The sequence below is a fragment of the Natronoarchaeum mannanilyticum genome, assembly GCF_039522665.1.
Lineage (GTDB): Archaea > Halobacteriota > Halobacteria > Halobacteriales > Natronoarchaeaceae > Natronoarchaeum > Natronoarchaeum mannanilyticum.
In genome coordinates, this window is the sequence record NZ_BAAADV010000001.1 from 636,747 (window position 1) to 658,514 (window position 21,768).

Sequence of the window (21,768 nt, forward strand, 5' to 3'; positions counted from 1 at the left end):
GCGCCGGGCGCCGAACTCAGGCTTCGGGACCGTGAACCCGCTCCTCGCCCTCGAAGTGCGCGGAGTTGTCCTGCGGGTCGTAGCCGAGCACGTCCTTCGCGCGATCGATCGAGTAGTACTTGCGGTCGTTGTCGGAGATGCCGTAGACGATCTCGTAGTCGTAGTCGGCCCGCAGGCAGCGGTCGAACAGGTGGGCGCAGTCCCGGTAGGAGAGCCACATCGCCTGGCCGCGCTCGTAGTCGATCGGCGGGTGGCCTTCGGTGAGGTTGCCGATCCGCACGCAAACGACGTCGAGGTCGTGCTCGTCGTGGTAGTACCGGCCGAGCACCTCGCCCGTCGCCTTGCTGACGCCGTAGAGGTTGGTCGGGCGGGGGAGCTCGGTGCCGTCGAGGCGGAGCTCGTGGTGATCTCGGTACATCTCGGGCGTGCGCTCGTCGGTCTCGTAGGCGCCGACGGCGTGGTTCGAGGAGGCGAAGACGAACTTCTCGACGCCGGCGTCGACGGCGGCCTCGTAGACGGTCTTGGCGCCGTCGATGTTGTTCTCCAGCACGCTCGACCAGGGCGCCTCGGGGCGTGGATCGCCGGCGAGGTGGATCACCGCGCCGACGCCCTCCATCGCCGCCCGGACCTCGTCGTAGTCGGTGATGTCCGCGACGACGTACTCGCCGGGATGGTCGCCGGTCGGCGGTTCGCGATCGAGGAGTCGCCACTCGTAGTCGTCCGCGATCCCGCCCAGGATGGCCTGCCCGACGCGCCCGCTGGCGCCGGTCAGGAGCACGGGGTCGTCCATTCAATATCTCAGTGGACGAGGGTCGGTAAGTACCATGCGATTTAGGACGCCGGACCCCGATCAGCTGACATGGACGAATCCGACGCGACGCCGACGGTCGGCGAGCGAGCGTGCTTCGAGGCCGGCGTCAAGTTCGGCACGCTGTACCACCAGTTCGCCGGGACGCCGGTGAGCCCCGACAACGCGAGGAGCCTGGAGCGCGCCATCGAGGAGTCGATCGAGAACCAGCCCCACTGCGTCGGCGTCACCGTCGACATCCTCGAGGATCGCCTCGACGCTGCGATCGACCACGGCTACACCGAGCTGACGGGCGAGTTCATGGAGGTCGAGATCGTCGTCGACTACGAGGGCACCGAGGTCGTCACCAGCATGGCGATGGAGGACGGCTACCCCCTGATGCGCGTCGAGGAAGTGCGGCGCGGCGGCGACTGACGGGCGCCGGCCGCCAGTCGATCGACGCCCGTCGGCGATCGATCAAGTTTTTTAGGGGCCAGCGGTTTCAGATCGGCCGGCGTACGTTTGGGCCCAATGGTCGACGTGATGGGACACGTGGCGATGGGGTTGCTGTGGGCGATCCCGGCGTGGTTCGTCTGGACGGATCGCGCCAGCCTGGCGTTCATCGGGATCGCGGCCGTGGCCGCGCTGCTCCCGGACATCGACCTGTTTCTCAGTCAGTGGTTCCCGGCGGCGATCCACCACCACGGTATCACGCACACGGTCGTCGCGGTCCTCGGCGCGAGCGTCGTCGCCGGCGCGCTCACCGCCGTCGCGTTCGCCGGGCCGTTCGAGCGCTGGACCCGCGGCGAACGGTTCGACAGGACCAGCGCGTTCGTGTTCGCGGCCGCGGCGTACGCGGTGGGCGGGCTGAGCCACATCTTCGCGGACATGCTCTCGGCGCCGGACCTCTCCACGCCGATCGAACCGCTCTGGCCGTTCGTCCGGCAGTCGTGGGGACTCGACCTGATCTGGTACAACTCGCCGTGGTGGAACATCGGGCTCCTGGCCGTCGCGCTGACGATCCACGCGGCGATCGCCGTCGCCGCGGACCCGCTGGATCATCCCTATCGGCTCGGAGAGGCGTAGGCGAGCGCATCGCCGAGTTGCGGGTCGCAGCGCGGCGCGCCGACGCCGCCGACCGACGACGAGCGTTCGGCATTACGTTCGTTTCGGATCGTTCCCGCGGCGGAAGTCCGAACCGCTTTCTGGATCGCTCTTCGGTCGGATTTCACTTTCACTTTCGGGCGACTTTTTAACCGTTGACGGGTCGAAGTGTTCGGTATGAGCCAGTCGACGCTCGACGACGACGAACTGTTCGGCGAGGCCGCAAGCGAGATGCGCAAGGACGTCGAGGCGTCGCTCGACGACGCCCGGGCCGCGCTCCCCGACAGCGACGAAGTCTGGGACGCGGAGGCCGACAACGTGCTCGGCGTGCTCAACGCGCTGCGCTCGGCGCTCGACGTCGAGGACGCCGCCGACGAGCTGCACGACGCCAAGAAGTGGTTCACGATGGGCCAGCGCGCCGACGCGTTCGACGACGCCGACGACCTCGAAGAATCGATCGAGGAGATCGAGGAGACGATCGAGACGATCGAGGACGCCCACGAGCAGGTCGGCGATCTCACCGCGACGATCCCGGACCTCCGGGGAACACTCGACGAGGCCGCCGAGGCGATCGAAGACGACGGTGCGGATGCGGACGCCGACGCCGATGCGGACGCCGACGCCGAGGAAGCCGAAGCGGAGTAGACGCGGACGATTCGAGAATCACGCCGCGCTACCGCCGATCGTCGGGCCGCTCCACGTCGCGCTCCGCGACGGCGTCGAGCAGCGCCGCCAGCGCGTCGGCCGCCAACTCGAGCAGTTCTTCGCCGCGCTCCGCGTCTCCTTCACCCGGGTCGCCGACGACGCCGTTCTCCGTGAACTCCGCGGAGTCGAACGCGAGGTTGACGCCGCTGACCCACTCGCCCCAGCCGTCGCTGGCGTCCTCGCGGGCCTCCTCGATCCGATCCTCGCGGACGAGTTCGGGCGCCACGGCGCGCAGCACCGCGGTCTCCAGCGGGCCGCCGTGACCCATGTCCGCCGAGTGGTCGCCGACCGCGTCGAACCAGGTGAAGGGGACCGCGTAGGCGTCGTCGCGGCGGACGATCCGGCCTGCGACCTCGCGCAGCGCGCCGACGTTGCCGCCGTGGCCGTTGACCAGCACGACCCGGTCCCAGCCGTGCTCGGCGAGGCTGGCGACCGTCTCGCGGACGTACGATCGGAACGTCTCCTCGCTGACCCACAGGGTGCCGGAGAACTGGCGGTGTTCCTCGGCGACACCGACCGGGATCGCCGGCGCGACGACGACCTCGCCGTCGTAGCGCTCGACGCCCGCCTCGGCGACCGCCTCGGCCGTCAGGACGTCCGTCCCCAGCGGGGCGTGGGGGCCGTGCTGCTCGGTGCTGCCGATCGGCAGGATGGCCAGCTCCGTCTCGGCGTCGGCGGCGTCCGTCCAGGTCCGTTCGCTGAGGTGCATGTTCTGTCTCTGGCGTAGCGGCGATAAATATGTGGGGCCAACGGGTTTGTGTGCGCCCGGCGTCACTCCGATAGAGGGATTCCAGATGGCAAACGACAGCAACGCCGACGGGGGCGACAGCCGCGAGATGGGCGTCGATTTCGGCGAACTCGACGAGGCGCTCGAGGAGAAGTCCTACCCGGTGACGACCGGCGAACTGCTCGACGAGCACGGCGACGTCGAACTGGAGTACGAGGGAGGGCGGGCGACGCTTTCCGAACTGCTCGAACCGATGGGCGACCAGGAGTTCGACTCGAAGAACGACGTCCAGCAGGCCGCGCTCAACATGGTCGGCGACGACGCCATCGGGCGCAAGAACTACAGCGACCGGACGCCGCCGGCGACCGGCGAGGACCGGCAGGAGGAGGGCGCGCCGGGGCAGGACACCGGCGAGGGACAGGAGTCGCTGTAGCGCCGAGGGACGGGTAAGCCGGAGCTATCGGCAGTTCGAAGGTCGTGCGGCCGAGCGCGGGAGGAGTAAGCGAGCGCTAATTTCGGACAGCGCCGACCGAACGATTCTGAACGGTGGGACGGCTTTTCCCCCTGACCGCCTCAACCGGCGAGGGGAGTGGGATATGACGAACGCACCGAGCGGATCGGACGGACGAGCGAGGAGTCGCGGACGTGCGGAGAACAGAGCGCGGACGGCGCCGTTCGCGTCCCGGAGCGTCCGCGGGGGGGGCCGGGCGTGACGCCGGAAGACGGGGCCTGGACCGACAGCGGCGACGACTCCAGGACGGCGGCGACCGAAGCCGCGGCGTCGTTCCTGGACGGCCGCAGCCCGGTGGTGATCTCCAATCGCCAGCCCTACAGCCACGAGTACGAGGACGAGGAGGTCGTCGTCAACCGGCCCGCCGGCGGACTGACCGCCGCGCTCGACCCGGTGATGCAGACCGTCGAGGGCACCTGGGTCGCGTGGGGGAGCGGCGAGGCCGATCGGGTGGTCGCCGACGACGACGTCGTCCCCGTGCCGCCGGACGACCCCAGCTACGACCTGCGGCGGGTCTGGCTCGACGAGGACCAGGTCGACGGCTACTACTACGGCTACAGCAACCAGGCGCTGTGGCCGCTGAGCCACTCCGATACGACGCGAGCGACGTACTCCCAGTCGGACTGGGAGTGCTACCGGCAGGTCAACGAGCTGTTCGCCGAGGCCGCCGTCGAGGAGAGCGATGGCGAGACCCCGGTACTCTGGTTCCAGGACTACCACTTCGGGCTGGCGCCCCGGATGGCCCGCGATCGGCTGGACGACGCCTTCATCATGCAGTTCTGGCATCTTCCCTGGCCCGGCTGGGACGTGTTCCGCGCCTGCCCGCAGGCCGACGAGCTCCTCGACGGGCTGCTGGCCAACGACATGCTCGGCTTTCACACCGAGGCGTACTGCCAGCACTTCCTCGACACCGTCGCCGCGCTGACCGATCTCGACGTCGACCGGGAGAGCCGAAGCGTCCGCCACGGCGACCGGCGCACGTACGTCCGGCCGTTCGGCATCGGCATCGACGCCGCGTCCCAGGCCGAGGCCGCCGCAACCGAGGAAGCCGAGGAGTTCTGGGAGACGTTCACGAGCGGCCACGGCATCGACGAGGATCAGCGCGTCGCCGTCGGCGTCGACCGGCTGGACTACACCAAGGGCCTCGTCGAGCGCCTCGAAGCGCTCGAGCACTTCTGGGAGACGCGCCCCGAGTGGCGCGGCGAGCTCACCTACGTCCAGAAGGGCGCCGAGAGCCGGAGCCGGATCCCCGCCTACCGAAAGATCCAGGAGCGCGTCGAGGCGAAGGTCGCCGACGTCAACGCCCGGTTCGGGACGACCGACTGGCAGCCGATCGTCTACACCACCGAGATGCTCTCCGAGGAGGAACTGGCGGGGCTGTACCGCGGCGCGGATCTCTGTCTGGTCACGTCGCTGCGGGACGGGATGAACCTCGTCTCGAAGGAGTTCGCCGCCGCCCAGCTCGACGAGGACGGCGTGCTCGTACTCTCGGAGCTGGCCGGATCGAGCGGCGAGCTCGGCGAGGACGCCCTGCTGGTCCATCCCTCGGACACGCCGGGCGTCGCCGACGCGATCGAGTCGGCGCTGACGATGCCCGACGACGAGCGCGCCGAGCGGATGCGCGCGCTCCGCGAGCAGGTGCTCGACGCCGACGTGTTCGACTGGATCGCCCGCCAGTTCTGGACCGCCGAGCGGATCGAGGGCGCCCGGAACCAGCAGGAGTCGACGCTCGAATCCTGATCAGCATGGCACCTCACGACGCCGACGACCGATCGGCGACCGACCACCCCGTGCTCGACCCCGTCCTCGACGATCTCGCGGAGCGACTGGCGCGCGCGGACGGCCTGCTCTTTCTCTCGGACTTCGATGGCACACTCGCGCCGATCGTCGAGGACCCCGCCGCGGCGGCGCCGCTCGACGGCGTCCCCGAGAGCCTGCGCGAGCTTCGGGACGCCGACCGGGTCGCCGTCGGGCTGGTCAGCGGTCGCGCGCTGGCCGACCTCCGCGAACGCGCCGGCGTCTCCGGCGTCCACTTCGCCGGCAACCACGGGCTGGAACTGCAGGAGCCGGCGGACGCCGATGCGTCAGCGGCGTCCGGCGGCGAGGAGCGTCCGGACGCCGACGTCGAGATTCACCCCGCGGCCGAGTCTGCGGCCGACGCCATCGGGTCGGTGGCCGACGACGTGGCGTCGCGCCTGGACGAGATCGACGGCGCCCGCGTCGAGGACAAGCGCGTCACCGCGACGGTCCACTACCGCGGCGTCGACGACGACGCCGTTCCGGCGGTCGAGCGGGCGGTCAGCGAGGCCGTCGACGACGTCGACGCCGAACTGCGAATCACGTCCGGAAAGAAAATCTTCGAGATCCGGCCGGACGTCGACTGGGACAAGGGCGCGGCCGTCGAGTGGCTGCGCGACCGACTCGTCCCGAAGAGCGAGAACTGGCTCGCGATCTACGTCGGCGACGACGTCACCGACGAGGACGCGTTCCGGACGCTGGAGGAAGGACGGGGGATCGCGGTCGGGCGCGAGGAGACCGAGGCGGACCACGTGATCCCCGACCCCGAGGCGGCCCGCGCGCTGACGCGGTGGGTCGCCGGGGCGGGGCGGCGTCACCTCGTGGGCGACGGCGGAGAAAACTGACGGCGAGTCGGGTCCGGCCTTCGATCAGTCGTCGTCGTCCATGTCGACTTCCGTACGCGCCTGTCGCCGGGCCGCGCGCTGGACGAACTCCTCGGGCAGCTCGTCGATCTCGCCGGCCTGGACGCCCCAGAGGTGAGCGTAGAGGCCGTCGTTGCCGATCAGGTCGTCGTGGCGGCCGCGCTCGACGATCTCGCCGTCTTCGAGGACGACGATCTCGTCGGCGTCCTTGATCGTCGAGAGCCGGTGGGCGATCGCGAAGGTGGTCCGGTCCTCGGTGAGCTCGTCGAGGCTGCGCTGGATCAGCATCTCCGTCTCGGTGTCGACGTCGCTGGTCGCCTCGTCGAGCACGAGGATCTCGGGGTCCCGCAGCACCGCGCGGGCGATCGAGATGCGCTGGCGCTGGCCGCCCGAGAGCTTGACGCCGCGCTCGCCGACCTCCGTGTCGTAGCCGTCGGGCAGGTTCTGGATGAACTCGTGGGCCTCGGCGGCCTTCGCGGCCTCGATCACGGCCTCGCGGTCGGCGTCGAACGTGCCGTACGTGATGTTCTCGGCGACGGTGCCGTAGAACAGAAACGTGTCCTGGCTGACGTAGCCGATCGACTCGCGCAGGCTCGGCAGCGTCACGTCGCGCACGTCGGTGCCGTCGATCCGTATCTCGCCGTCGTCGACGTCGTACAGGCGCATCAGGAGTTTGAGGATCGTCGACTTGCCCGCGCCGGTCGGCCCGACGAGCGCGAGCGTCTCGCCGCCCTCGACGTCGAAGCTGACGTCCTCGACGATCGTCTCGGCGCCTCGCGAGTCGCCGTGCTCCTCGCTCGACTGATCCGAGGCGCGTCGCGCCTCGCTATCGTCGTAGCCGAACGTGACGTCGTCGTACTCGACGCGCCCCTCCTCGACGACCAACTCGTCGGCGTCGGGGTTTTCCGCGATGCGAGCCGGCTCGTCCATCAGCCCGAAGATCCGGGCGCTGGACGCTCTGGCGCGCTGGTACATGTTGATGATCTGTCCGAATTGGGCCATCGGCCAGATAAAGCGCTGCGTGTAGAGGATGAACGCCGTGAACGTCCCGACCTCCAGATCGCCCGTCATCGGCCCGGGCGGCCCCTGAAACACCCAGATGCCGCCGACGAGAAAGGTGATCACGAAGCCGATCCCGGCGAACACGCGCAGGCCGGGGAAGAACTTGATCCGCGTGTCGATGGCGTCCCAGTTGGCGTCGAAGTAGTCCTGCGAGACGTCCTCGACGCGCTCGGACTCGTAGGGCTCGGTGTTCGAGGACTTGATGACGGTGATGCCGCCGAGGTTGTTCTCAAGCCGGGAGTTGACCTTGCCGACCGTCGAGCGCACCTCCTTGTACTTGGGCTGGATGATCTGGATGAACCAGTAGGTGAAGGCGGCGATCAGCGGGACCGGCAACAGCGCCACGAGCGCCAGCTGCCAGTTCATCCAGAACAGGATGCCCGCGATCCCGAACACCATCACGACCAGCCGGAACAGCGAGTTCATCCCGTCGTTGAGGAACCGCTCTAATCGGTTGACGTCGTTCGAGAGGATCGACATCATCTCGCCGGTCTGCTTGTCCGCGAAGAAGTCCATGTTGAGCCGCTGCATCTTGTCGTACGTGTCGGTCCGGATCGAGTGCTGGATGTTCTGGGCGGCCGCGTTGAACCCCCAGTTTCTGACCCAGTGGAAGACGGCGGCGAACAGGAACGACGCCGCGATGATGCCGACGGCGAACCAGAACTGCGCGGTCTGGCCCTCGGGGACCCACGCCTGCGGAACCAGCGGCAGATCGAACGGCCCCGTCTGGTTGAAGACGGCGTCGATCGTGACGCCGAGGATCAGCGGCGGCAGCAGGTCGAGCACCCGCGAGAACACGCTCCCGACGACGCCGACCGACAGTTGGGACGCGTTGTCCCGGCCGTACGTGAGAAAGAGCCGCTTCATCGGGTTCTCGACCTGCTCCCGCTGCTCCTCGAAGGGATCGTCGTCGTCGAGATCGACGCCGCTCATGAGGTCGCTCTAGCGGATAGCCGTGCAAAAGGGTTTGCGAGCACCCGAACGGTGCCGGTTCTCGGGGTATCGATACCGATCGTCGGCGTCGCGCCGCGGCGTTCAGAGCTCGCGCCGTTCGACGTCGGCGTCGATCCCCGCGGCCGCCAGATCCTCGCGGATGCGCTCCCGGAGCGGCCCGGGCACCGTCTCCCGGGCGACCGGCACGGCCGTCTCGCCGTCGTCCTTGACTTTCCAGTAGAGCACGCACTCGCTGGGCTCGTAGAACTCGATGCTGTAGGCGTCGCCGGCGCCCTGATAGTGAACGCGAGCCGCGAAGTCCTCGGCGCGCCACCCCTCCCGCTCGGCGAGCGCGTCGACGTGATCGCCCATACTAACGGCTGGACGAAGCGGGCGCGTATGCGTTACGATCCGTTGCCGTGGTACTCGATCTCGATCCGGTCGCCCTCGGTGACGTTGTTGTCGGCCATGTACCCCTTCGGAACCTCCAGGACGTACTTGCCGCGACCCGGATACTCCATGGAGCCGCCGTCCTCGTTCGGGCCGGGTTTTCGAGCCTCGTGGATCTCATTGATCCGCTTGTCGCTTCCGACGTACACGATGTCAATGCCGAACGACATATTGGGCATTATGTACGTGTGCTGCCCCTCGCTGTCGTGGACGAACAGCATTCCGTGTCCGTCGTCGAGCGAGTCGTGCTTACTCAGACCGATCCGGCGCTCGCGGTTCGTGTCCGCGACCTCCGTCTGGACGACCGCGAGTCGCTCGCCGCTCTCGTCGCTGATCGTCACCGTCGCCTCGCCGTACTGGTCGGCCCACGGCGTCGGGACGAACCCGGCCTGTACCGCGAGCGCGCCGACGAGCAGGAGGGCGGTCAGGCCGCCGATCGCCGCGGTCGCGCGCGTGTCCGCCATACTCGGTGTGAGGGGCCGTTTCGCCGTAAGGCTACCGACCGAGAGAGAAAGCGTTATTTCGCCGGATCCTCTGGTTGGGAGTGACGGGTTCGTAGTCTAGCTGGTTATGACGTGGCCTTTACAAGGCCGAGATCGGCGGTTCGAACCCGCCCGAACCCATAGATTTTGACTGCGAACGAACGTGAGCAGTCAAATCTTTGACCGAGGGCGCGGTTCGAACCAGGGAGCGGGAGGTGAGCGAGCGCCAGCGAGCGAACGGGAGCGACCGAGGTTCGAACCCGCCCGAACCCATCATTTTGCGACGGTCACGCGAACGGAGTGAGCGTGACATCGTGACGAACGGAGTGAGTCACGGCAAACGGACGTGAGAAATCAAATCTCTGACTCGAGGTACGGGGCGAATCAGGCCTCACGTCGTCCGGGCCACCGACCCGACGCCTGCCGCGTACACAACAACTTTGCCGCGCCGGACGCCGAGTTCGAGCATGACCTACGCGGATCTCCACGTCCACACGACCGCGTCGGACGGCGAGTTGACGCCCGAGCGGCTGCCCGAGGCCGCGCGCGACGCCGGCGTCGAGGTCGTCGCGGTGACCGACCACGACCGGCTCCACCCCGATCTCGACCGGCCCGTGACGACGCGCGACAGCGTCACCGTGATCCGCGGGATCGAGCTGCGCGTCGAGGCGGCGGGCGGGCAGCGCGTCGACCTGCTGGGGTACGGCGCGCGAGCGACCGCGGGGCTCGACGCCGAGATCGAGCGGCTGCAGCGCGACCGCGTCGAGCGGGCCCGGGCGATCGTCGAGTCGGTCGAAGACCGGACCGGCGTCGACCTCGACGTCGAGATCCACGAGGGCGTCGGGCGGCCCCACATCGCGCGGGCGATCGCCGCCGAGTCCGATCTTCCCCACAACTACCAGGACGCCTTCGACGAGCTGATCGGGAACGACTGTCCGTGTTACGTCGCTCGCTCGATCCCGTCGTTCGAGCGGGGCCGCCGGCTGCTCGACGACGCCTGCGGGCTCGTCGGGCTGGCCCACCCGCTGCGGTACGGCGATCCCGCGGCGGCGCTCGAGCTGACGAGCGAGCTCGACGCCGTCGAGCGGTACTACCCCTACGGCCGGTCCGTCGATCGCGCGCCGGTCGAGCGGGCGATCCGCGAGCACGACCTGCTCGCGACGGGCGGCAGCGACGCCCACGACGAGCAGTTGGGGCTGGCGGGCCTCTCGGCGTCGGAGTACCGGCCGATCGCGGAGGCCGTCGAGGACGCCGGGGAGACGTGATCGCGCCGTTGTGAGGCACTCTGCGATCGTGCGCGGACCGCGTCCGAAGCCGTAGCGTTCAAACTGCTCGGGCCGCTAGAGGAGGTATGCAGTGTCATTACTGCGACGACGACGCCACCGTCGCCGCCGAATCCGACGGTATCAAAGTGGGCCTCTGCGAGATGCACTTTCAGGAGCGCCTCGAGGAGCTCGCGGAATCCGACGCCTTCGACGACCTTCGAGAGCAGATCGACGTCGATCACCGGGAGTGACCGGCCGGCGTGGCTCGTCGTTCGCGGCACCCGTCCTCGCGTCGTCCGTCGTCGGTCCCGACTTGATTCTCTGCAGATCGCCGGCAGTGGCGGCTACTGACGACGTTGATAGCGTTTGACAAAATGTATAGATTCTTTACGATCGAGACAGTAGATGTACGCATCTGATGAATCTGCTGGAGATTCTGGTCATCGTCGCGCTGGTGTCCGGAACGGCCACCGGCGCCCTCCTGTGGACCTGCGTGGGTCGCACGCGTCTCGCGGAGACGCTGCGATCCGCCGCCGAGCGGCGGCGACGCTTTCGCGAGGTGCTTCCCTATCTCGCCGCCCTCGTCGCCGTGCTGTTGATCAACAAGGGACTGCTGCAGTACAGCCGCCAGACATCGTTCTACCTCGGAATCAAGCTCACCGGAACGATCATCGAGATCGAAGGTGCGTTCGTATCGTGGGTACAGCAGCTGTTCCCGGCGGGTGCAGTGCTTTACTTCTCGGCCATCTACGTGTTCGGCTACGTCGTGTTGCTGATCTTTCCGATCCTCGCGTACTTCTTCACCGATCGTCTGCGGTACCTGAAAGTGCTGCTGACCGCGTACGCGATCAACTACGGCGCCGGCGTCGTGTGTTACACGGTCTTCGTCGCCTACGGGCCCCGGAACTCGATCCCCCAGGACGCCGCCCCGCTGATGTACGATCAGTTTCCGGCGGTGATGACGCTGACGTCGATGATCAACTACAGCTCGAACGTGTTCCCGTCGCTGCACACCTCGATGGCGCTGACGGCGATGATACTCGCGATGATGAGCCGCGAGGAGTTCCCCAACTGGACGCCGATCGCGTCGGTGCTGGCAGTCAGCGTGATGATCGCGACGATGTATCTGGGCATCCACTGGCTCACCGACGTGATCGCGGGCATCGTGCTCGGCGCGGGCGCCGTGTACGCCGCCGATCGCATCGTCGATCGCACCGAAAAGATCCTCGTCCGGCGTCGCAAGCAGTCCCAGTCGCCCAACTGGTCCGACTGAGCGCTAGAACCACCGGACGAGCGGCGCGAACACGACGGCGACCCACAGCAGGGCGCCGAGTCGCAACGACTGGCCTTTTTCGGCGGCGCCCGCGGCGAGCAGCCCGACCGCCAGCACGACCCCGAGCCGGTGGACCAGCGTCTCGACGGGCAGCACGGCGACGCCCAGCAGCGCGTAGTCGACCGTGATCCCGAGCGCGACGCCGGTCGAGGCGACCACGAAGCACCGGAACTCGTCGAGCCCGCGGGCGGGCAGGTACGCGACCAGCGGGACGCCGACCGGCACGAGCGGGTAGCACAGCGCGACGACGAGCTTCGGCGAGCCGGGGAGTACCTGTTCGAGGTAGATACCGGTGGTGCGGACGAACAACAGAACGGACAGCGTCGCACCGAACAGCACGAGGTAGCGGAGATCGACGTCAGCAGCGACGGCGACGAGCCGCTCGCGCGAGCGAGACAGGGTCCGCGAGATCCGATCCGGCGACACCGGCGCGCTCGCCGTCAGCGCCCCGACGAGGCCGGCCGCGAGTGCCGCGAGCGCGAGGATCCCACCAACTTGCGGGACGCCGACGCCCGGTAGCGCGGCGAGCGGAACGCCGACGAGCAGCTGCGCGGTGGCCGGAACGGCAGCAGTCGCGAGCGCGCCGTCGGCCGTCGAGTTCTCCGAGGCGTCCGCCTCGCCCTCGGTCGCGTTCGGAAGCCGAACCGCGCCGCCGCGCAGTTCGATCTCGGTCACCCAGCCGTCGGTGTCCAGCGGGTCGGACGTGGCGTAGTACTCACGGGAGACCGAGTCGACGAACGGCTGGCCCATGAAGTCGGCCTCGACGTACTGCTGGGCGCGCTCGTTGCTGTCGACGCTGTGGCGCAGCCCGAACCAGTCCCAGTGCTCCTGGTGGGCCTGCATCGCCACCCAGCGCTCCTCGTCGTCGATCGGCTCGTACAGCCTGACGTGGTACCGCGATCCCAGGTAGTCGCCGTCGTGGAACTGGCCCGACTCGGCCATCCAGTAGCCCGCGGGCGTCCCGTCCTCGCGGGCGACGTTGGCGACGTACGTGTAGCGAGTCGCGCCGCGGGCGCTCTCCCAGGCGACCGCCGTCCCGTTGGGCCCGGGCGGCGCGGCGTCCGGATCGAGGTCGGACTGGTCGCTGGCGGTCTCGTTCCAGTCGGCGTCGGTCCGGGCGACCAGCGCGTGGCGGACGTCGGCGGCGTCGCCGTAGACGACCACGTTGATCGACAGCGTCTTCGAGGGGAACGCCCGCGCCCGGCTGGTGTAGGGCCACAGCGCGGTGCCGTTGCTCGTCTCGACGAGCTGGACGTCCCGGTCGGGGTGGTACTGCGCGCCGGTCTCGTCGGTGAACGACACCGCGCCGGCGCCGGCCGCGACCGCCACCAGAACGACCGCCGCCAGCGCGAGAACGACCAGCCGGTTCGTGTCCACCACGACGGCCGGTACGGCGACCGAGCGCATAAGGGTGTTAACCGGTTGCTACTCGGCGGTTACCGGTCGGTTGCGGGTCGCGGTCGGATTCGTCAGAAGAGTTCGAAGGGACGCCGCCGCAGTCCATCGCTTCCGAAGATCGATGACGAAATTTATACCGGTGGACGGCGAAGCCGCGGTCATGTCAGTATCACGATCGGAAACGATCGCCGACCGGGTGATCGACGAGGTGCTGGGCGCCGTCGTCGCCGACCGCCGCCTGATGGAGACGATCATGACGGGCGTGCTCGCGCGGGGGCACGTCCTGCTGGAGGACGTCCCGGGCACCGGGAAGACGCTGACCGCCCGGAGCCTCGCGACCGCGCTCGGCCTGGAGTTCAACCGGCTCCAGTTCACGCCGGATCTGCTGCCCGCGGACGTGACCGGCTCGTACGTGTACGACGAGAACTCCGGCAGCTTCGAGTTCAACGAGGGGCCGATCTTCGCGAACGTCGTGCTCGCCGACGAGATCAACCGCTCGCCGCCCAAGACCCAGGCCGCGCTGCTGGAAGCCATGGAGGAAGGTCAGGTCACCGTCGACGGAACGACCCACGAGCTTCCAGAGCCGTTCCTGGTGATCGCGACCCAGAACCCCGTCGAGCAGGAGGGGACCTTCGAGCTGCCGGAGGCCCAGCGCGACCGCTTCACGGTCAAGACGTCGATCGGCTACCCCGACGCGGCCGGCGAGCGGGAGCTGATCGACCGGCGCGCCGATCGCACGGCGCAGGCGCCGACGGTCGATTCGGTGATCGACGCGGAGGCCGTTCGCGCGCTGCGGCAGATCCCCGAGCAGGTCACCGTCGAGGACGAACTGCGGGACTACGTCGTCGCGGTCTGTCGGGAGACCCGAGCCGATCGTCGCGTCGACGTCGGCGTCTCGCCGCGGGGCGTCCAGCGGCTGTTCGAGGCCGCCCGCGCCCGCGCCGCGATCGAGGGCCGCGAGTACGTCGTCCCCGACGACGTGCTGGCCGTCGCCGAGCCCGTGCTGGCCCACCGGCTCGTGCTGACGGCCGAGACGTCGGTGAGAGACACCTCGAGAAGAGACGTCGTCCGCGACGTGATCGATCGGGTGGAAGTGCCGGCGATGACGCCGCCGGAAAGCTAAGTTCGACGAACGCCCGTCAGGCCGGCGACGACGCCCGCTTACGAGCGTACAGCGCCAGCGCGACGACCAGCGCGGCGCCGACCCCGACCGCGAGCACGACCGGGCCGGCGACGACCTGTTCGACCAGCGGTCCTATTCGGCGGATTCCGGCCGCCAGCGCGACCGCGACGACGGTCGCGAGCGCGCCGACCGCGACGCTGCCGCCGGGCCTGACCAGCGCCGAGCGCTCGACGACGGCGTCGGCGCCGAGTTCGACGCCCATCGTCGCGCCCGTCCGGCCGACGTCCCAGACGATCGCCGCGGCGCCGATGCCGACCAGCGGCGCGACGACGCCGCTCCCGCGCAGCGCGGCGACGACCGACGCCGCGAGCAGCCCGCCCGCGCAGACGTACGGACCGAGCGCCGTCCGGCGATCGGACACGTCGGCGATCCCGCGGAGGCCGAACAGCACGACGGCGGTTCCGACCAGTGCGGCGGCGAGCCCGCCCCAGATCGGTGACCAGTCGCCCAGCGCCGCGGGGTGGACGACCGCGTTCCCGCCCGGGATCCGAACGAGCGCTGCCGTCGCGCCCGCGACGAGGCCGATCAGCGCGATCGTCCCGACGCCGCTCGTAAGCACCAGCACGCGAGTCGTGTCGGGGCCCTCCTCGTCCCACGCCCACGCGGCGCCGGCCCGGGCGGCGAACGCCAAGACGGCCACCGTCGCGACGGCGACCGGGACGAGTCGGAGAGTCGGGCTGCCGGTCGCGACCGCCAGCGCGCGCCACAGCGGCGTCGCGACCTCGGACAGGAGCCGATAACCGCCCAGAACTCCGACGATCGCGGCGACGCCCGCGGCGCCGAGCAGCCGGCGACCGAGCCGCTTGGCGCGGCCCGCTCGTCGCCGGAGCTGCCGGTTGATCGGCCGCCGCTCGTCCGGCGCCGAGGGCGTCGCCCCGAGGACGGCGCCGACGATCAGCGCGGCCGTCCCGTATAGCGCCAGCACCGTGCCGACCGCGGGCGCACCGACGTTCCACTCCAGCAGCGCCACGAGCCCGGCGGCCGCGAGGATCGACCCGCCGAAGACCGGGATCAGCACGCCCAGGGCGAGAAGCGCCGCGAACGCCCCGACCCCGCCGCCGGTGAGCGCGTGCGACGACAGGCTCCCGCGGCCGACGCCGAGCCCGCCCAGCGCGGCAACCCACAGTAAGGCCGCCAGCGACACCGAGACGTCCGCGGCGCCCGGCGCCTGCCCGGCGACGAACACCAGCGTCCCGACCGCCATCGACGCGGTCACCAGCGCGACGCCGCGAGCGATCTCCCGCGTCGGCGTCCGGGCGTCCTCGAACCGGGCGAGGCCCAGCGCCAGCAGCCCGCCGCTCATCGCTCCCAGCGCCGGCGCCGCGGACGTGGCCGTCAGCGAGAGCGCCGCGACGCCGACGATCGCGGTCGCGGTCGTCACGAGCGCGACGGTTCGTGGGACTTCGGACGGACCGGCGTCGACGCTCACAGCGTCGGCGTCGTCGCTCACAGGCCGTCACCTCCGGCTATCGCGGCCCCGAGCGAGGCGCCCAGCGGCCGGTCGCGATCCCAGTCGACGACATCGATCCGCTCGCTCCGGAGCGAGCGGAGCCGGTCGGCGCGCTGGATACGCCGGACGCCGAGCATCGAATCGTCGCCGTCGGTGACGTCCGGACTGACGAGCGTCACGTCGTACCCCCGGCGAGCGAGCCCGCGACAGAGGTTCGCCGGGAAATCGTCGAGCGCCGGCGAGAACACCAGCACCGTCGCGCCGTCGGGCAGCCGATCGAACGCCGCCTCGCCCACCTCGGCCGGTCGAACCGACCAGGCGTCGCTGTAGATCGACGACCGAACCGGACCGGTCGATTCGCCGGTTCGAAGCTCCTCCAGGCGACCGCGAGCGCGCTGGAGCGTCTCGGTGTCCGTGCCGGGCCCGATCGGCGCCTCCGCCTCGTCGGTCGCCGCCAGAAGGCAGATCGGCGAGGCGGCGTCCGCGAGGCGCTCGAGCGCCCGTTCGGCGGCATAAGCGGCCGTCGCCGCGGCCGTCGCGCCCCCAGACTCGGGCGCGAGATACGTCTCCGGACGCGCGTCGACGACCAGACCGACCGTGGCGGCCCGCTCGGCCCGGTACTCGACGGTCGTCAGGTCGCCCGATCGCGCGTAGCGCCGCCAGTCGATCGACCGGATCGGATCGCCGCGCTGGTACTCCCGGATGGCGCGAAACTCGACGCCGCTGCCTCCCTCGTCGGCGGTCACGCGACCCGTCCGGTGGGAGGTCCGGCCGTCGAGGGGGACGTCCTCGACGGGGAGTTCGCAGACGATCTCCTCGGTGCCCGACGCGTCGATCTCGCCGGTTTCGACGACGGTGCCGACGAGATTGCGGGCCCGGAGCGTCGGCGCCTCGAAGCGGTGAGTTCCCCGTTTCGCCGCGAGTTCGTACTCGACGGTCGCGCGCTCGCCCGGCCCGAGCGCGACGCAGGCGCGGGGCGAGCCCTCGACGACCGCGAGCTCCTCGGGGACGCCGTCGACGACGCGCAGATCGGAGATCGGGTCCTCACCGACGTTCTCGACCGTCAGCTCGATCGACACCCGCTCGCCGGCCTCGGTGACGACCCGTGGGCACTCCCGGGCGACGGCGACATCGACCTCGCCCATCCCGGTGACGGCGGCGTACGCGAGGTACCACAGCGGGATCGTCGCGCCGACGACCAGCACGGGCGTCCGGGTCGCGATGCCGATCGCCGCGAGCCCCAGCCCGATCCAGACGGCCCCGGAGAGTCGCGGAACGTGCTCGACCGTCGAATCGAAGGCGGAGCGGGTCGCGCGGGCGGAGCGCGGGTCGGATCGGTCGTCCAGCGGCTCGTAGCGATCGTTCGAGGGGCCAGTTCGATCGGACCGAGACGTGGTCCGATCAGCCGGCCCGGACGCCGTCGCGTCGGTCCGCGATCCGGGTTCTCGACGGCCCGATCGGTCGCTCCGATCCTGCGTGGACGGTTCTTCCTCGATCGACGCCGTCGTCGCGGTGTCTGATCCTGTCATCGTCGGTTCCCCAGGGATACTTCGTCGATTTCCAGTTCGTCATCGCCGTCCGAACTGCCGGCGTCGGACGACCAGCGGAACGCCACCTCGCGACCGGTATCGTCGCTCGTATCGGTGCCGCCGTCAGCAGCGGGGACCTCCCCGCCGGTCGCGGTATCGGCGGCGTCCGGACGGTCGTCGCCTGCGATCGCCGCCGGATCGGCCGAACCGAGGCCGTCACTGTCTTCGGCCTCGATCGAACCAGACTCGCAGCGATCGACCACTGCGCCCGCGGTTCGCCGGACGCGCCGGTCGAGCGCGCCGTTGGGATCGACCGCCCCGTAGAGGAGATCGACGAGCGATCGGTCGACGGCCGCGGCGGCGTCGGCGAGAAACGCGGCCGCGACCGGGTCGTCGGTCCACTCGCCGTTTCTGACCGCCGTTCTGGCGTCCGCTTCGCGTTCGGAATCGGCGTCGACGGCCGCGGCCGCGGCCGCCCGGAGCCCCTCGCGGAGTGCCTGCTCGTCGGTCGTCGGCAGCGCGACGAGTCCCTCGGATGCTCCGGCCGCGACGGCGTCCGCCAGTTCGGGACCGAGCACGGCGGTCGCGGCGTCCGGCGCCTCGCTTGGAGCGACCGGACGCACCGGTGGCAGTCGCTCGGGATCGGGAACCGCGGCGCCCTCGGCCTCGTAGCGCTCTCGGACGGCCTCGGCCGCCCGCTCGGCCCGGCGCTCGAACGCGCCGCCCGGCGTCAGCCACTCGTAGAGGACGTGTCGGGCGGGGTAACGCACGTCGGCCTCCGGCGACGCGAGGAACGTCGCGACGACGGCGTCGTCAGTCCACCGGCCTTCGGCGACGCGCTCGCGGGCTTGCTCGGTCGACGCGCCGGTCGCGTGCTCCTCCGCGATGGCCGCCGCGGTCCTGATCTCCTTCCAGACGGCGTCGCGGGCCGTCGACGTGACGCCGTCGTCTCGCAAGTGTGCCGCCCGATCGACGCAGTCGCGAAGCGCCGCGCCGACCAGCGCGTCCTCGTCTTCGCCGCCGCGTTCCGGCGGCGTCTCGACCAGCGGCTCGACTCCGGCGTCGCTGCCGAGTCCACCGTCGATCAGCCCGTAGCCGACTACCGCCACAACCACCAGCGCGAGCAGGGATCCGAAGACGCCGACCAGGGCGCGAGCGACTTCGGGCTCGGTCGCCAGCAGGGAACGGTCGAGCGCCAGCGGGACCACTAGAACGGCCGCGAGGCAGCCGACGATCGCCGCGGCGGCGACGCGTCGGGGGATCGACGGGAGTCGCGGCGCGGGGAGTCCCCACCTCATGGTTCATCGTCCTCCTCGGACCGGATCCGATCGAGCGCCTCGTAGGCGGCCCGCACCCGGTCGTCGCTCTCGGCCCGCCCGCCGTACTCGACGTCGCGGAACGCCGCCGTCAGCCGGTCGACGGCGTCGTCTGGGTAGCCGGCGTCGACCGCTCGTCGAGCGATCTGGCCGGGCGTTCGTGTCTCCCGACGCGAGACGCCGAGCCGGTCGACCAGCCGGTGCCACGCGCGACGAACGGTCGGCGTCGGCGCCGAGTCGTCCGCGTCGTCGGTCGGCTCGTCGGGAACCGACTGCGCCGCGTCGTTTCGATCGACAGCACTGCTGGACTCCGCGTCCTCGTCGACCGAGCGCGATCCGCGGTCGAGGCTCGGGAGCAGCGAGAGCGCCGGCAGGCCGCCCAGGGACGGGAGGCTCGGCAACCGGAACCGCGGCAGCCGCAGCGACGCGCCGAACTGCGACAGCCAGCCGACGCCGCCGCCGAGCCCGCCGAACAGCCCTGCGATCGCTCCGGCTCCACGCCGGAGCGCCGCGGGGACACCCGCGACGGCCGCGCCGAGTCCGGACAGCAGCCTGCTCGGCCAGAGAGTGCTCAACGAGAGTCCGTCGCCGATCCACCGCCGGTGTCGGCGTCGGGCCTGCAGGTCGAACAGCCGGAGGTACGTGATGATGCCCCCGACCAGTAAGCTCAGCGCGCCCAGCACGCTCCACGCGAGTCTGAACACGAGCCCGTCGAGCTCCGTCGCCGCGCTCTCGCCCCGGACCTCGGTACCGATCGTCGCCGAATCGGACGCCGGCAGCCGGAACCCCGTTTTCCCGGTGGGGTCCGTCGTTCCCACCCGCTCGCCGTCGACCGTCACGGGCGCGTTCCGAACCGGGACGCCGTCCATCTCCACCCGCGCCGTCGCCGGACCGAGGGGGAGCTTCGGCACGAACCACGCGCCCTGAACGGGGACCGCAACCTCGTCGGCGTCGATCACCGTCGCGCCCTCGGCCGCGCCGCGGCGAACGCCGACGGCATCGCCGTCGGTCGGGACCGGAACCGTCGCGACGCCGCTCTCGTCGGTTTCGCCGACCCGTTCGTCGCCGACCGTCACGGTCGCGTCCGGAACCGATACGCCGTCGATCGTCGCTCTGACGGTCAGTTCCCCCGTATCGGCGTCGACGTACTGCGGCGTCACGTCGACGTCGGCCGACAGCGCGACGCGCTCGCTCACGGTCCAGCCGGCGTACGACGCCGAGACGTTCAGCGACGATTCGTAGGGTACGGACGTTTCGATAACGCCGCTTTCGTCGGTCGCGCCGATCCGTTCGCCGTCGACCGTGACCGTCGCATCCGACACCCGATCCCCGTCCGAGCGCACCGTCACGCGCATCTCCTGGCCGGGGGTCGTGTCGGCCACGCTGATCTCGCGAGAGACCGGATCGTCGCCCCCGCCGTCCTCGCCGCTCCCGTCGCCCGTTCCATCGTCGGCGGGATCGTCGGGCTGCTCGTCGTTGACGATGCCCGCTCCGTCGGCGTCGCCGCCGACCTGATCGACCGCCGGGAGAAAGCCGGCGACGAGCACCAGCCCGAGGATGCAACACGCGACGACCGCCGCGTGGGTCAAGTCGGGGCCGACGCGTCCGTCGTCGGCCGACGCGTCGCCGCTCATGGATCGACCGCGGAGCGTTCGACGAGTCGTTCGACGCGCTCTTCGACCGGCGGGTGGGTGCCCGCGGTGCTGGCCGGTGCGGACGGCCGGTCGGCCAGCCAGTCGTCGATCCGGCGGGCCCGCGCGGCCCGCTCCGTCCCGGTGTCGTCCGACGCCGCGGCGGCGTCACGCGCGGATGAACCGTCCGATTCCGGCGCGGCGTCGGCGTCCGGAACATCCGCGTCCTCGACCAGCCCGCGTTCGACGTCGCGGACGCCGCCGAAGGGGACGAAACACAGCGCGCGAAGCCCCTCGGCGGAGCGCCTGAGATCCTCGTCGGGCTGGGGCGGTTCGTACTCGTACAGCGTCGTCAGCGCGCCCGCCAGCGCCAGCGGTCGGCCGGTGATCGCCGCGGCGGCGTCGTCGGCCGCGAACTCCCGCTGTCGGGACAGCGTCTCGTTGGCGAGTCGCGCCAGCGGCGGGAACAGCCAGAGGATCGGCGCGACGAACAGGTAGGAAACGATCACGACCGGGAGGAGCCAGTCGAGCGCGAGGCTCGCGCGGCGGCTCATCCCCTCGCGATCGAACCACTGCGCGCGTCGGAGCAGGCTGGTCGCACGGTAGGCCCGCTCGGCGATGGCGATAAAGAGGCTCGCGAGCGTCATCAGCGTCACGTCGCGGTTCTTGACGTGGGCGATCTCGTGGGCGAGCACGGCGTCTCGCTCGTCGGGATCGAGCGCGTCGAGCAGCGGGCGCGTCACGACGATCGTCGCGTTCCCGGCCCGGCCCACGGTGAAACAGTTGGGATGGGCGGCGTCGACGACGGCGATCGACGGCGCCGACACGTCGGCCTGGGCCGCCAGCCGCGTCACCGCGGCGTGGAGGTCGGGCGCGTCCTCGGGCGAGGCGGTCCCCTCCCAGACGTCGGAAAGCAGTCGCGTGTAGCCGTACCAGGCCTGGGCGACGAGAAACGCCGCCGTCAGGACGACCAGCGCGAGCGGCGACACCGCCAGGTCCAGAAAGTCGATCGTCGGCTGCTCGCCGAGCAGCGCGAGGAGGGCCCACGCGACGGCGCCGGGGATCACCGTACCGTACGCCCAGACGAGCGCGGCGACGAACAGCCCGTTGAGCGCAACCAGCAGGGCGAGGACGCCCGCGATCCGCAGTCGAAACGATCGGCGTCCGTTGGAGGTCACTGTACTGACATTCTTTGTCCCGAACCATAAAATTTCTTTTCGGTAGTTGGATGCCGTAACTGTC

Annotated in this window: 21 protein-coding genes and 1 tRNA gene; 11 read left to right on the forward strand and 11 right to left on the reverse strand. The window is 70.3% G+C overall.

Going from position 1 to position 21,768, the window contains the following annotated elements:
- Positions 1 to 16 precede the first annotated feature (16 nt).
- On the reverse strand, positions 17 to 790 hold the full coding sequence (azf, locus tag ABDZ81_RS03370; RefSeq protein ID WP_343772443.1) for an NAD-dependent glucose-6-phosphate dehydrogenase Azf: 774 nt from the start codon (positions 788 to 790) through the stop codon (positions 17 to 19).
- A 69-nt stretch (positions 791 to 859) separates the two neighbouring features.
- Between azf and ABDZ81_RS03375 the strand changes: the two genes are divergently transcribed.
- The 3 genes from ABDZ81_RS03375 (at position 860) to ABDZ81_RS03385 (ending at position 2,536) form a co-directional block, all read left to right on the forward strand.
- Positions 860 to 1,222, forward strand: a complete 363-nt coding sequence (locus ABDZ81_RS03375) for a dihydroneopterin aldolase family protein (RefSeq protein WP_343772444.1) — start codon at positions 860 to 862, stop codon at positions 1,220 to 1,222.
- Positions 1,223 to 1,318: 96 nt separating this feature from the next.
- Positions 1,319 to 1,873 carry a metal-dependent hydrolase gene (locus tag ABDZ81_RS03380; RefSeq protein WP_343772445.1) on the forward strand — a complete coding sequence of 185 codons (555 nt, stop codon included), beginning with the start codon at positions 1,319 to 1,321 and terminating at the stop codon, positions 1,871 to 1,873.
- Positions 1,874 to 2,068: 195 nt separating this feature from the next.
- On the forward strand, positions 2,069 to 2,536 hold the full coding sequence (locus tag ABDZ81_RS03385) for a DUF5790 family protein (protein WP_343772446.1): 468 nt from the start codon (positions 2,069 to 2,071) through the stop codon (positions 2,534 to 2,536).
- A gap of 28 nt (positions 2,537 to 2,564) precedes the next feature.
- Here the strand turns inward: ABDZ81_RS03385 and ABDZ81_RS03390 are convergent, their stop codons facing one another.
- The gene (locus ABDZ81_RS03390) at positions 2,565 to 3,305 is read right to left on the reverse strand and encodes a creatininase family protein (RefSeq protein WP_343772447.1); all 741 of its coding nucleotides are present in this window, start codon (positions 3,303 to 3,305) and stop codon (positions 2,565 to 2,567) included.
- A gap of 85 nt (positions 3,306 to 3,390) precedes the next feature.
- Here ABDZ81_RS03390 and ABDZ81_RS03395 point away from each other — a divergent pair, with 85 nt between their 5' ends.
- From ABDZ81_RS03395 to otsB, 3 genes are all read left to right on the forward strand, one after another.
- Positions 3,391 to 3,756: a DUF5789 family protein gene (locus ABDZ81_RS03395; protein WP_343772448.1), complete on the forward strand. Its 366-nt coding sequence runs from the start codon at positions 3,391 to 3,393 to the stop codon at positions 3,754 to 3,756.
- A 156-nt stretch (positions 3,757 to 3,912) separates the two neighbouring features.
- The gene (locus ABDZ81_RS03400; protein ID WP_343772449.1) at positions 3,913 to 5,574 is read left to right on the forward strand and encodes an alpha,alpha-trehalose-phosphate synthase (UDP-forming); all 1,662 of its coding nucleotides are present in this window, start codon (positions 3,913 to 3,915) and stop codon (positions 5,572 to 5,574) included.
- Positions 5,575 to 5,579: 5 nt separating this feature from the next.
- Positions 5,580 to 6,476, forward strand: a complete 897-nt coding sequence (gene otsB / locus ABDZ81_RS03405) for a trehalose-phosphatase (protein ID WP_343772450.1) — start codon at positions 5,580 to 5,582, stop codon at positions 6,474 to 6,476.
- Positions 6,477 to 6,500: 24 nt separating this feature from the next.
- Here otsB and ABDZ81_RS03410 read toward each other — a convergent pair whose 3' ends face one another.
- From ABDZ81_RS03410 to ABDZ81_RS03420, 3 genes are all read right to left on the reverse strand, one after another.
- Positions 6,501 to 8,489 carry an ABC transporter ATP-binding protein gene (locus ABDZ81_RS03410; RefSeq protein WP_343772451.1) on the reverse strand — a complete coding sequence of 663 codons (1,989 nt, stop codon included), beginning with the start codon at positions 8,487 to 8,489 and terminating at the stop codon, positions 6,501 to 6,503.
- 102 nt (positions 8,490 to 8,591) lie between these two features.
- The gene (locus tag ABDZ81_RS03415; protein WP_343772452.1) at positions 8,592 to 8,861 is read right to left on the reverse strand and encodes a DUF7538 family protein; all 270 of its coding nucleotides are present in this window, start codon (positions 8,859 to 8,861) and stop codon (positions 8,592 to 8,594) included.
- 32 nt (positions 8,862 to 8,893) lie between these two features.
- Entirely contained in the window at positions 8,894 to 9,403 is a 510-nt protein-coding gene (locus tag ABDZ81_RS03420) for a DUF192 domain-containing protein (protein ID WP_343772453.1), read from the reverse strand.
- An 85-nt stretch (positions 9,404 to 9,488) separates the two neighbouring features.
- Here ABDZ81_RS03420 and ABDZ81_RS03425 point away from each other — a divergent pair.
- From ABDZ81_RS03425 to ABDZ81_RS03440, 4 genes are all read left to right on the forward strand, one after another.
- Positions 9,489 to 9,562: transfer RNA gene (locus tag ABDZ81_RS03425), tRNA-Val, on the forward strand.
- A 326-nt stretch (positions 9,563 to 9,888) separates the two neighbouring features.
- Positions 9,889 to 10,686 (forward strand): PHP domain-containing protein, encoded by a 798-nt coding sequence (locus ABDZ81_RS03430; RefSeq protein ID WP_343772454.1) that lies wholly within the window; start codon positions 9,889 to 9,891, stop codon positions 10,684 to 10,686.
- Between the two features lie 86 nt (positions 10,687 to 10,772).
- Positions 10,773 to 10,937 (forward strand): DUF6757 family protein, encoded by a 165-nt coding sequence (locus ABDZ81_RS03435; RefSeq protein ID WP_256393509.1) that lies wholly within the window; start codon positions 10,773 to 10,775, stop codon positions 10,935 to 10,937.
- Between the two features lie 167 nt (positions 10,938 to 11,104).
- The gene (locus ABDZ81_RS03440) at positions 11,105 to 11,959 is read left to right on the forward strand and encodes a phosphatase PAP2 family protein (protein WP_343772455.1); all 855 of its coding nucleotides are present in this window, start codon (positions 11,105 to 11,107) and stop codon (positions 11,957 to 11,959) included.
- A 3-nt stretch (positions 11,960 to 11,962) separates the two neighbouring features.
- Here the strand turns inward: ABDZ81_RS03440 and ABDZ81_RS03445 are convergent, their stop codons facing one another.
- On the reverse strand, positions 11,963 to 13,399 hold the full coding sequence (locus ABDZ81_RS03445; protein ID WP_343772456.1) for a hypothetical protein: 1,437 nt from the start codon (positions 13,397 to 13,399) through the stop codon (positions 11,963 to 11,965).
- Between the two features lie 178 nt (positions 13,400 to 13,577).
- Between ABDZ81_RS03445 and ABDZ81_RS03450 the strand changes: the two genes are divergently transcribed.
- Positions 13,578 to 14,540, forward strand: coding sequence for an AAA family ATPase (locus tag ABDZ81_RS03450; RefSeq protein ID WP_343772457.1), 963 nt, complete (start codon positions 13,578 to 13,580; stop codon positions 14,538 to 14,540).
- Positions 14,541 to 14,556: 16 nt separating this feature from the next.
- Here the strand turns inward: ABDZ81_RS03450 and ABDZ81_RS03455 are convergent, their stop codons facing one another.
- From ABDZ81_RS03455 to ABDZ81_RS03475, 5 genes are read right to left on the reverse strand one after another with little or no spacing between them, the layout of a single operon-like run.
- Positions 14,557 to 16,050, reverse strand: coding sequence for a hypothetical protein (locus ABDZ81_RS03455; RefSeq protein ID WP_343772458.1), 1,494 nt, complete (start codon positions 16,048 to 16,050; stop codon positions 14,557 to 14,559).
- Complete coding sequence (locus ABDZ81_RS03460; protein ID WP_343772459.1) at positions 16,047 to 17,579, reverse strand: DUF58 domain-containing protein; 1,533 nt, start codon at positions 17,577 to 17,579, stop codon at positions 16,047 to 16,049. The genes ABDZ81_RS03455 and ABDZ81_RS03460 overlap by 4 nt, the downstream gene beginning before the upstream one ends.
- Positions 17,576 to 18,877, reverse strand: a complete 1,302-nt coding sequence (locus tag ABDZ81_RS03465; protein ID WP_343772460.1) for a DUF7269 family protein — start codon at positions 18,875 to 18,877, stop codon at positions 17,576 to 17,578. The genes ABDZ81_RS03460 and ABDZ81_RS03465 overlap by 4 nt, the downstream gene beginning before the upstream one ends.
- Positions 18,874 to 20,529, reverse strand: coding sequence for a DUF4129 domain-containing protein (locus tag ABDZ81_RS03470; protein ID WP_343772461.1), 1,656 nt, complete (start codon positions 20,527 to 20,529; stop codon positions 18,874 to 18,876). Before ABDZ81_RS03470 ends, ABDZ81_RS03465 begins: the two co-directional genes overlap by 4 nt.
- The gene (locus tag ABDZ81_RS03475) at positions 20,526 to 21,704 is read right to left on the reverse strand and encodes a M48 family metalloprotease (RefSeq protein WP_343772462.1); all 1,179 of its coding nucleotides are present in this window, start codon (positions 21,702 to 21,704) and stop codon (positions 20,526 to 20,528) included. The genes ABDZ81_RS03470 and ABDZ81_RS03475 overlap by 4 nt, the downstream gene beginning before the upstream one ends.
- Between the last annotated feature and the right edge of the window lie 64 nt (positions 21,705 to 21,768).

Coding starts and splice junctions, on each gene's coding strand:
- ABDZ81_RS03390 (WP_343772447.1), bottom strand. CDS start 3,305: ATGCACCTCAGCGAACGGACCTGGACGGACGCCGCCGACGCCGAGACG.
- ABDZ81_RS03470 (WP_343772461.1), bottom strand. CDS start 20,529: ATGAGCGGCGACGCGTCGGCCGACGACGGACGCGTCGGCCCCGACTTG.
- otsB (WP_343772450.1), top strand. CDS start 5,580: ATGGCACCTCACGACGCCGACGACCGATCGGCGACCGACCACCCCGTG.
- ABDZ81_RS03435 (WP_256393509.1), top strand. CDS start 10,773: ATGCAGTGTCATTACTGCGACGACGACGCCACCGTCGCCGCCGAATCC.
- ABDZ81_RS03415 (WP_343772452.1), bottom strand. CDS start 8,861: ATGGGCGATCACGTCGACGCGCTCGCCGAGCGGGAGGGGTGGCGCGCC.
- azf (WP_343772443.1), bottom strand. CDS start 790: ATGGACGACCCCGTGCTCCTGACCGGCGCCAGCGGGCGCGTCGGGCAG.
- ABDZ81_RS03430 (WP_343772454.1), top strand. CDS start 9,889: ATGACCTACGCGGATCTCCACGTCCACACGACCGCGTCGGACGGCGAG.
- ABDZ81_RS03460 (WP_343772459.1), bottom strand. CDS start 17,579: ATGACAGGATCAGACACCGCGACGACGGCGTCGATCGAGGAAGAACCG.
- ABDZ81_RS03375 (WP_343772444.1), top strand. CDS start 860: ATGGACGAATCCGACGCGACGCCGACGGTCGGCGAGCGAGCGTGCTTC.
- ABDZ81_RS03420 (WP_343772453.1), bottom strand. CDS start 9,403: ATGGCGGACACGCGCGCGACCGCGGCGATCGGCGGCCTGACCGCCCTC.
- ABDZ81_RS03380 (WP_343772445.1), top strand. CDS start 1,319: ATGGTCGACGTGATGGGACACGTGGCGATGGGGTTGCTGTGGGCGATC.
- ABDZ81_RS03395 (WP_343772448.1), top strand. CDS start 3,391: ATGGCAAACGACAGCAACGCCGACGGGGGCGACAGCCGCGAGATGGGC.
- ABDZ81_RS03440 (WP_343772455.1), top strand. CDS start 11,105: ATGAATCTGCTGGAGATTCTGGTCATCGTCGCGCTGGTGTCCGGAACG.
- ABDZ81_RS03385 (WP_343772446.1), top strand. CDS start 2,069: ATGAGCCAGTCGACGCTCGACGACGACGAACTGTTCGGCGAGGCCGCA.
- ABDZ81_RS03465 (WP_343772460.1), bottom strand. CDS start 18,877: ATGAGGTGGGGACTCCCCGCGCCGCGACTCCCGTCGATCCCCCGACGC.
- ABDZ81_RS03450 (WP_343772457.1), top strand. CDS start 13,578: ATGTCAGTATCACGATCGGAAACGATCGCCGACCGGGTGATCGACGAG.
- ABDZ81_RS03410 (WP_343772451.1), bottom strand. CDS start 8,489: ATGAGCGGCGTCGATCTCGACGACGACGATCCCTTCGAGGAGCAGCGG.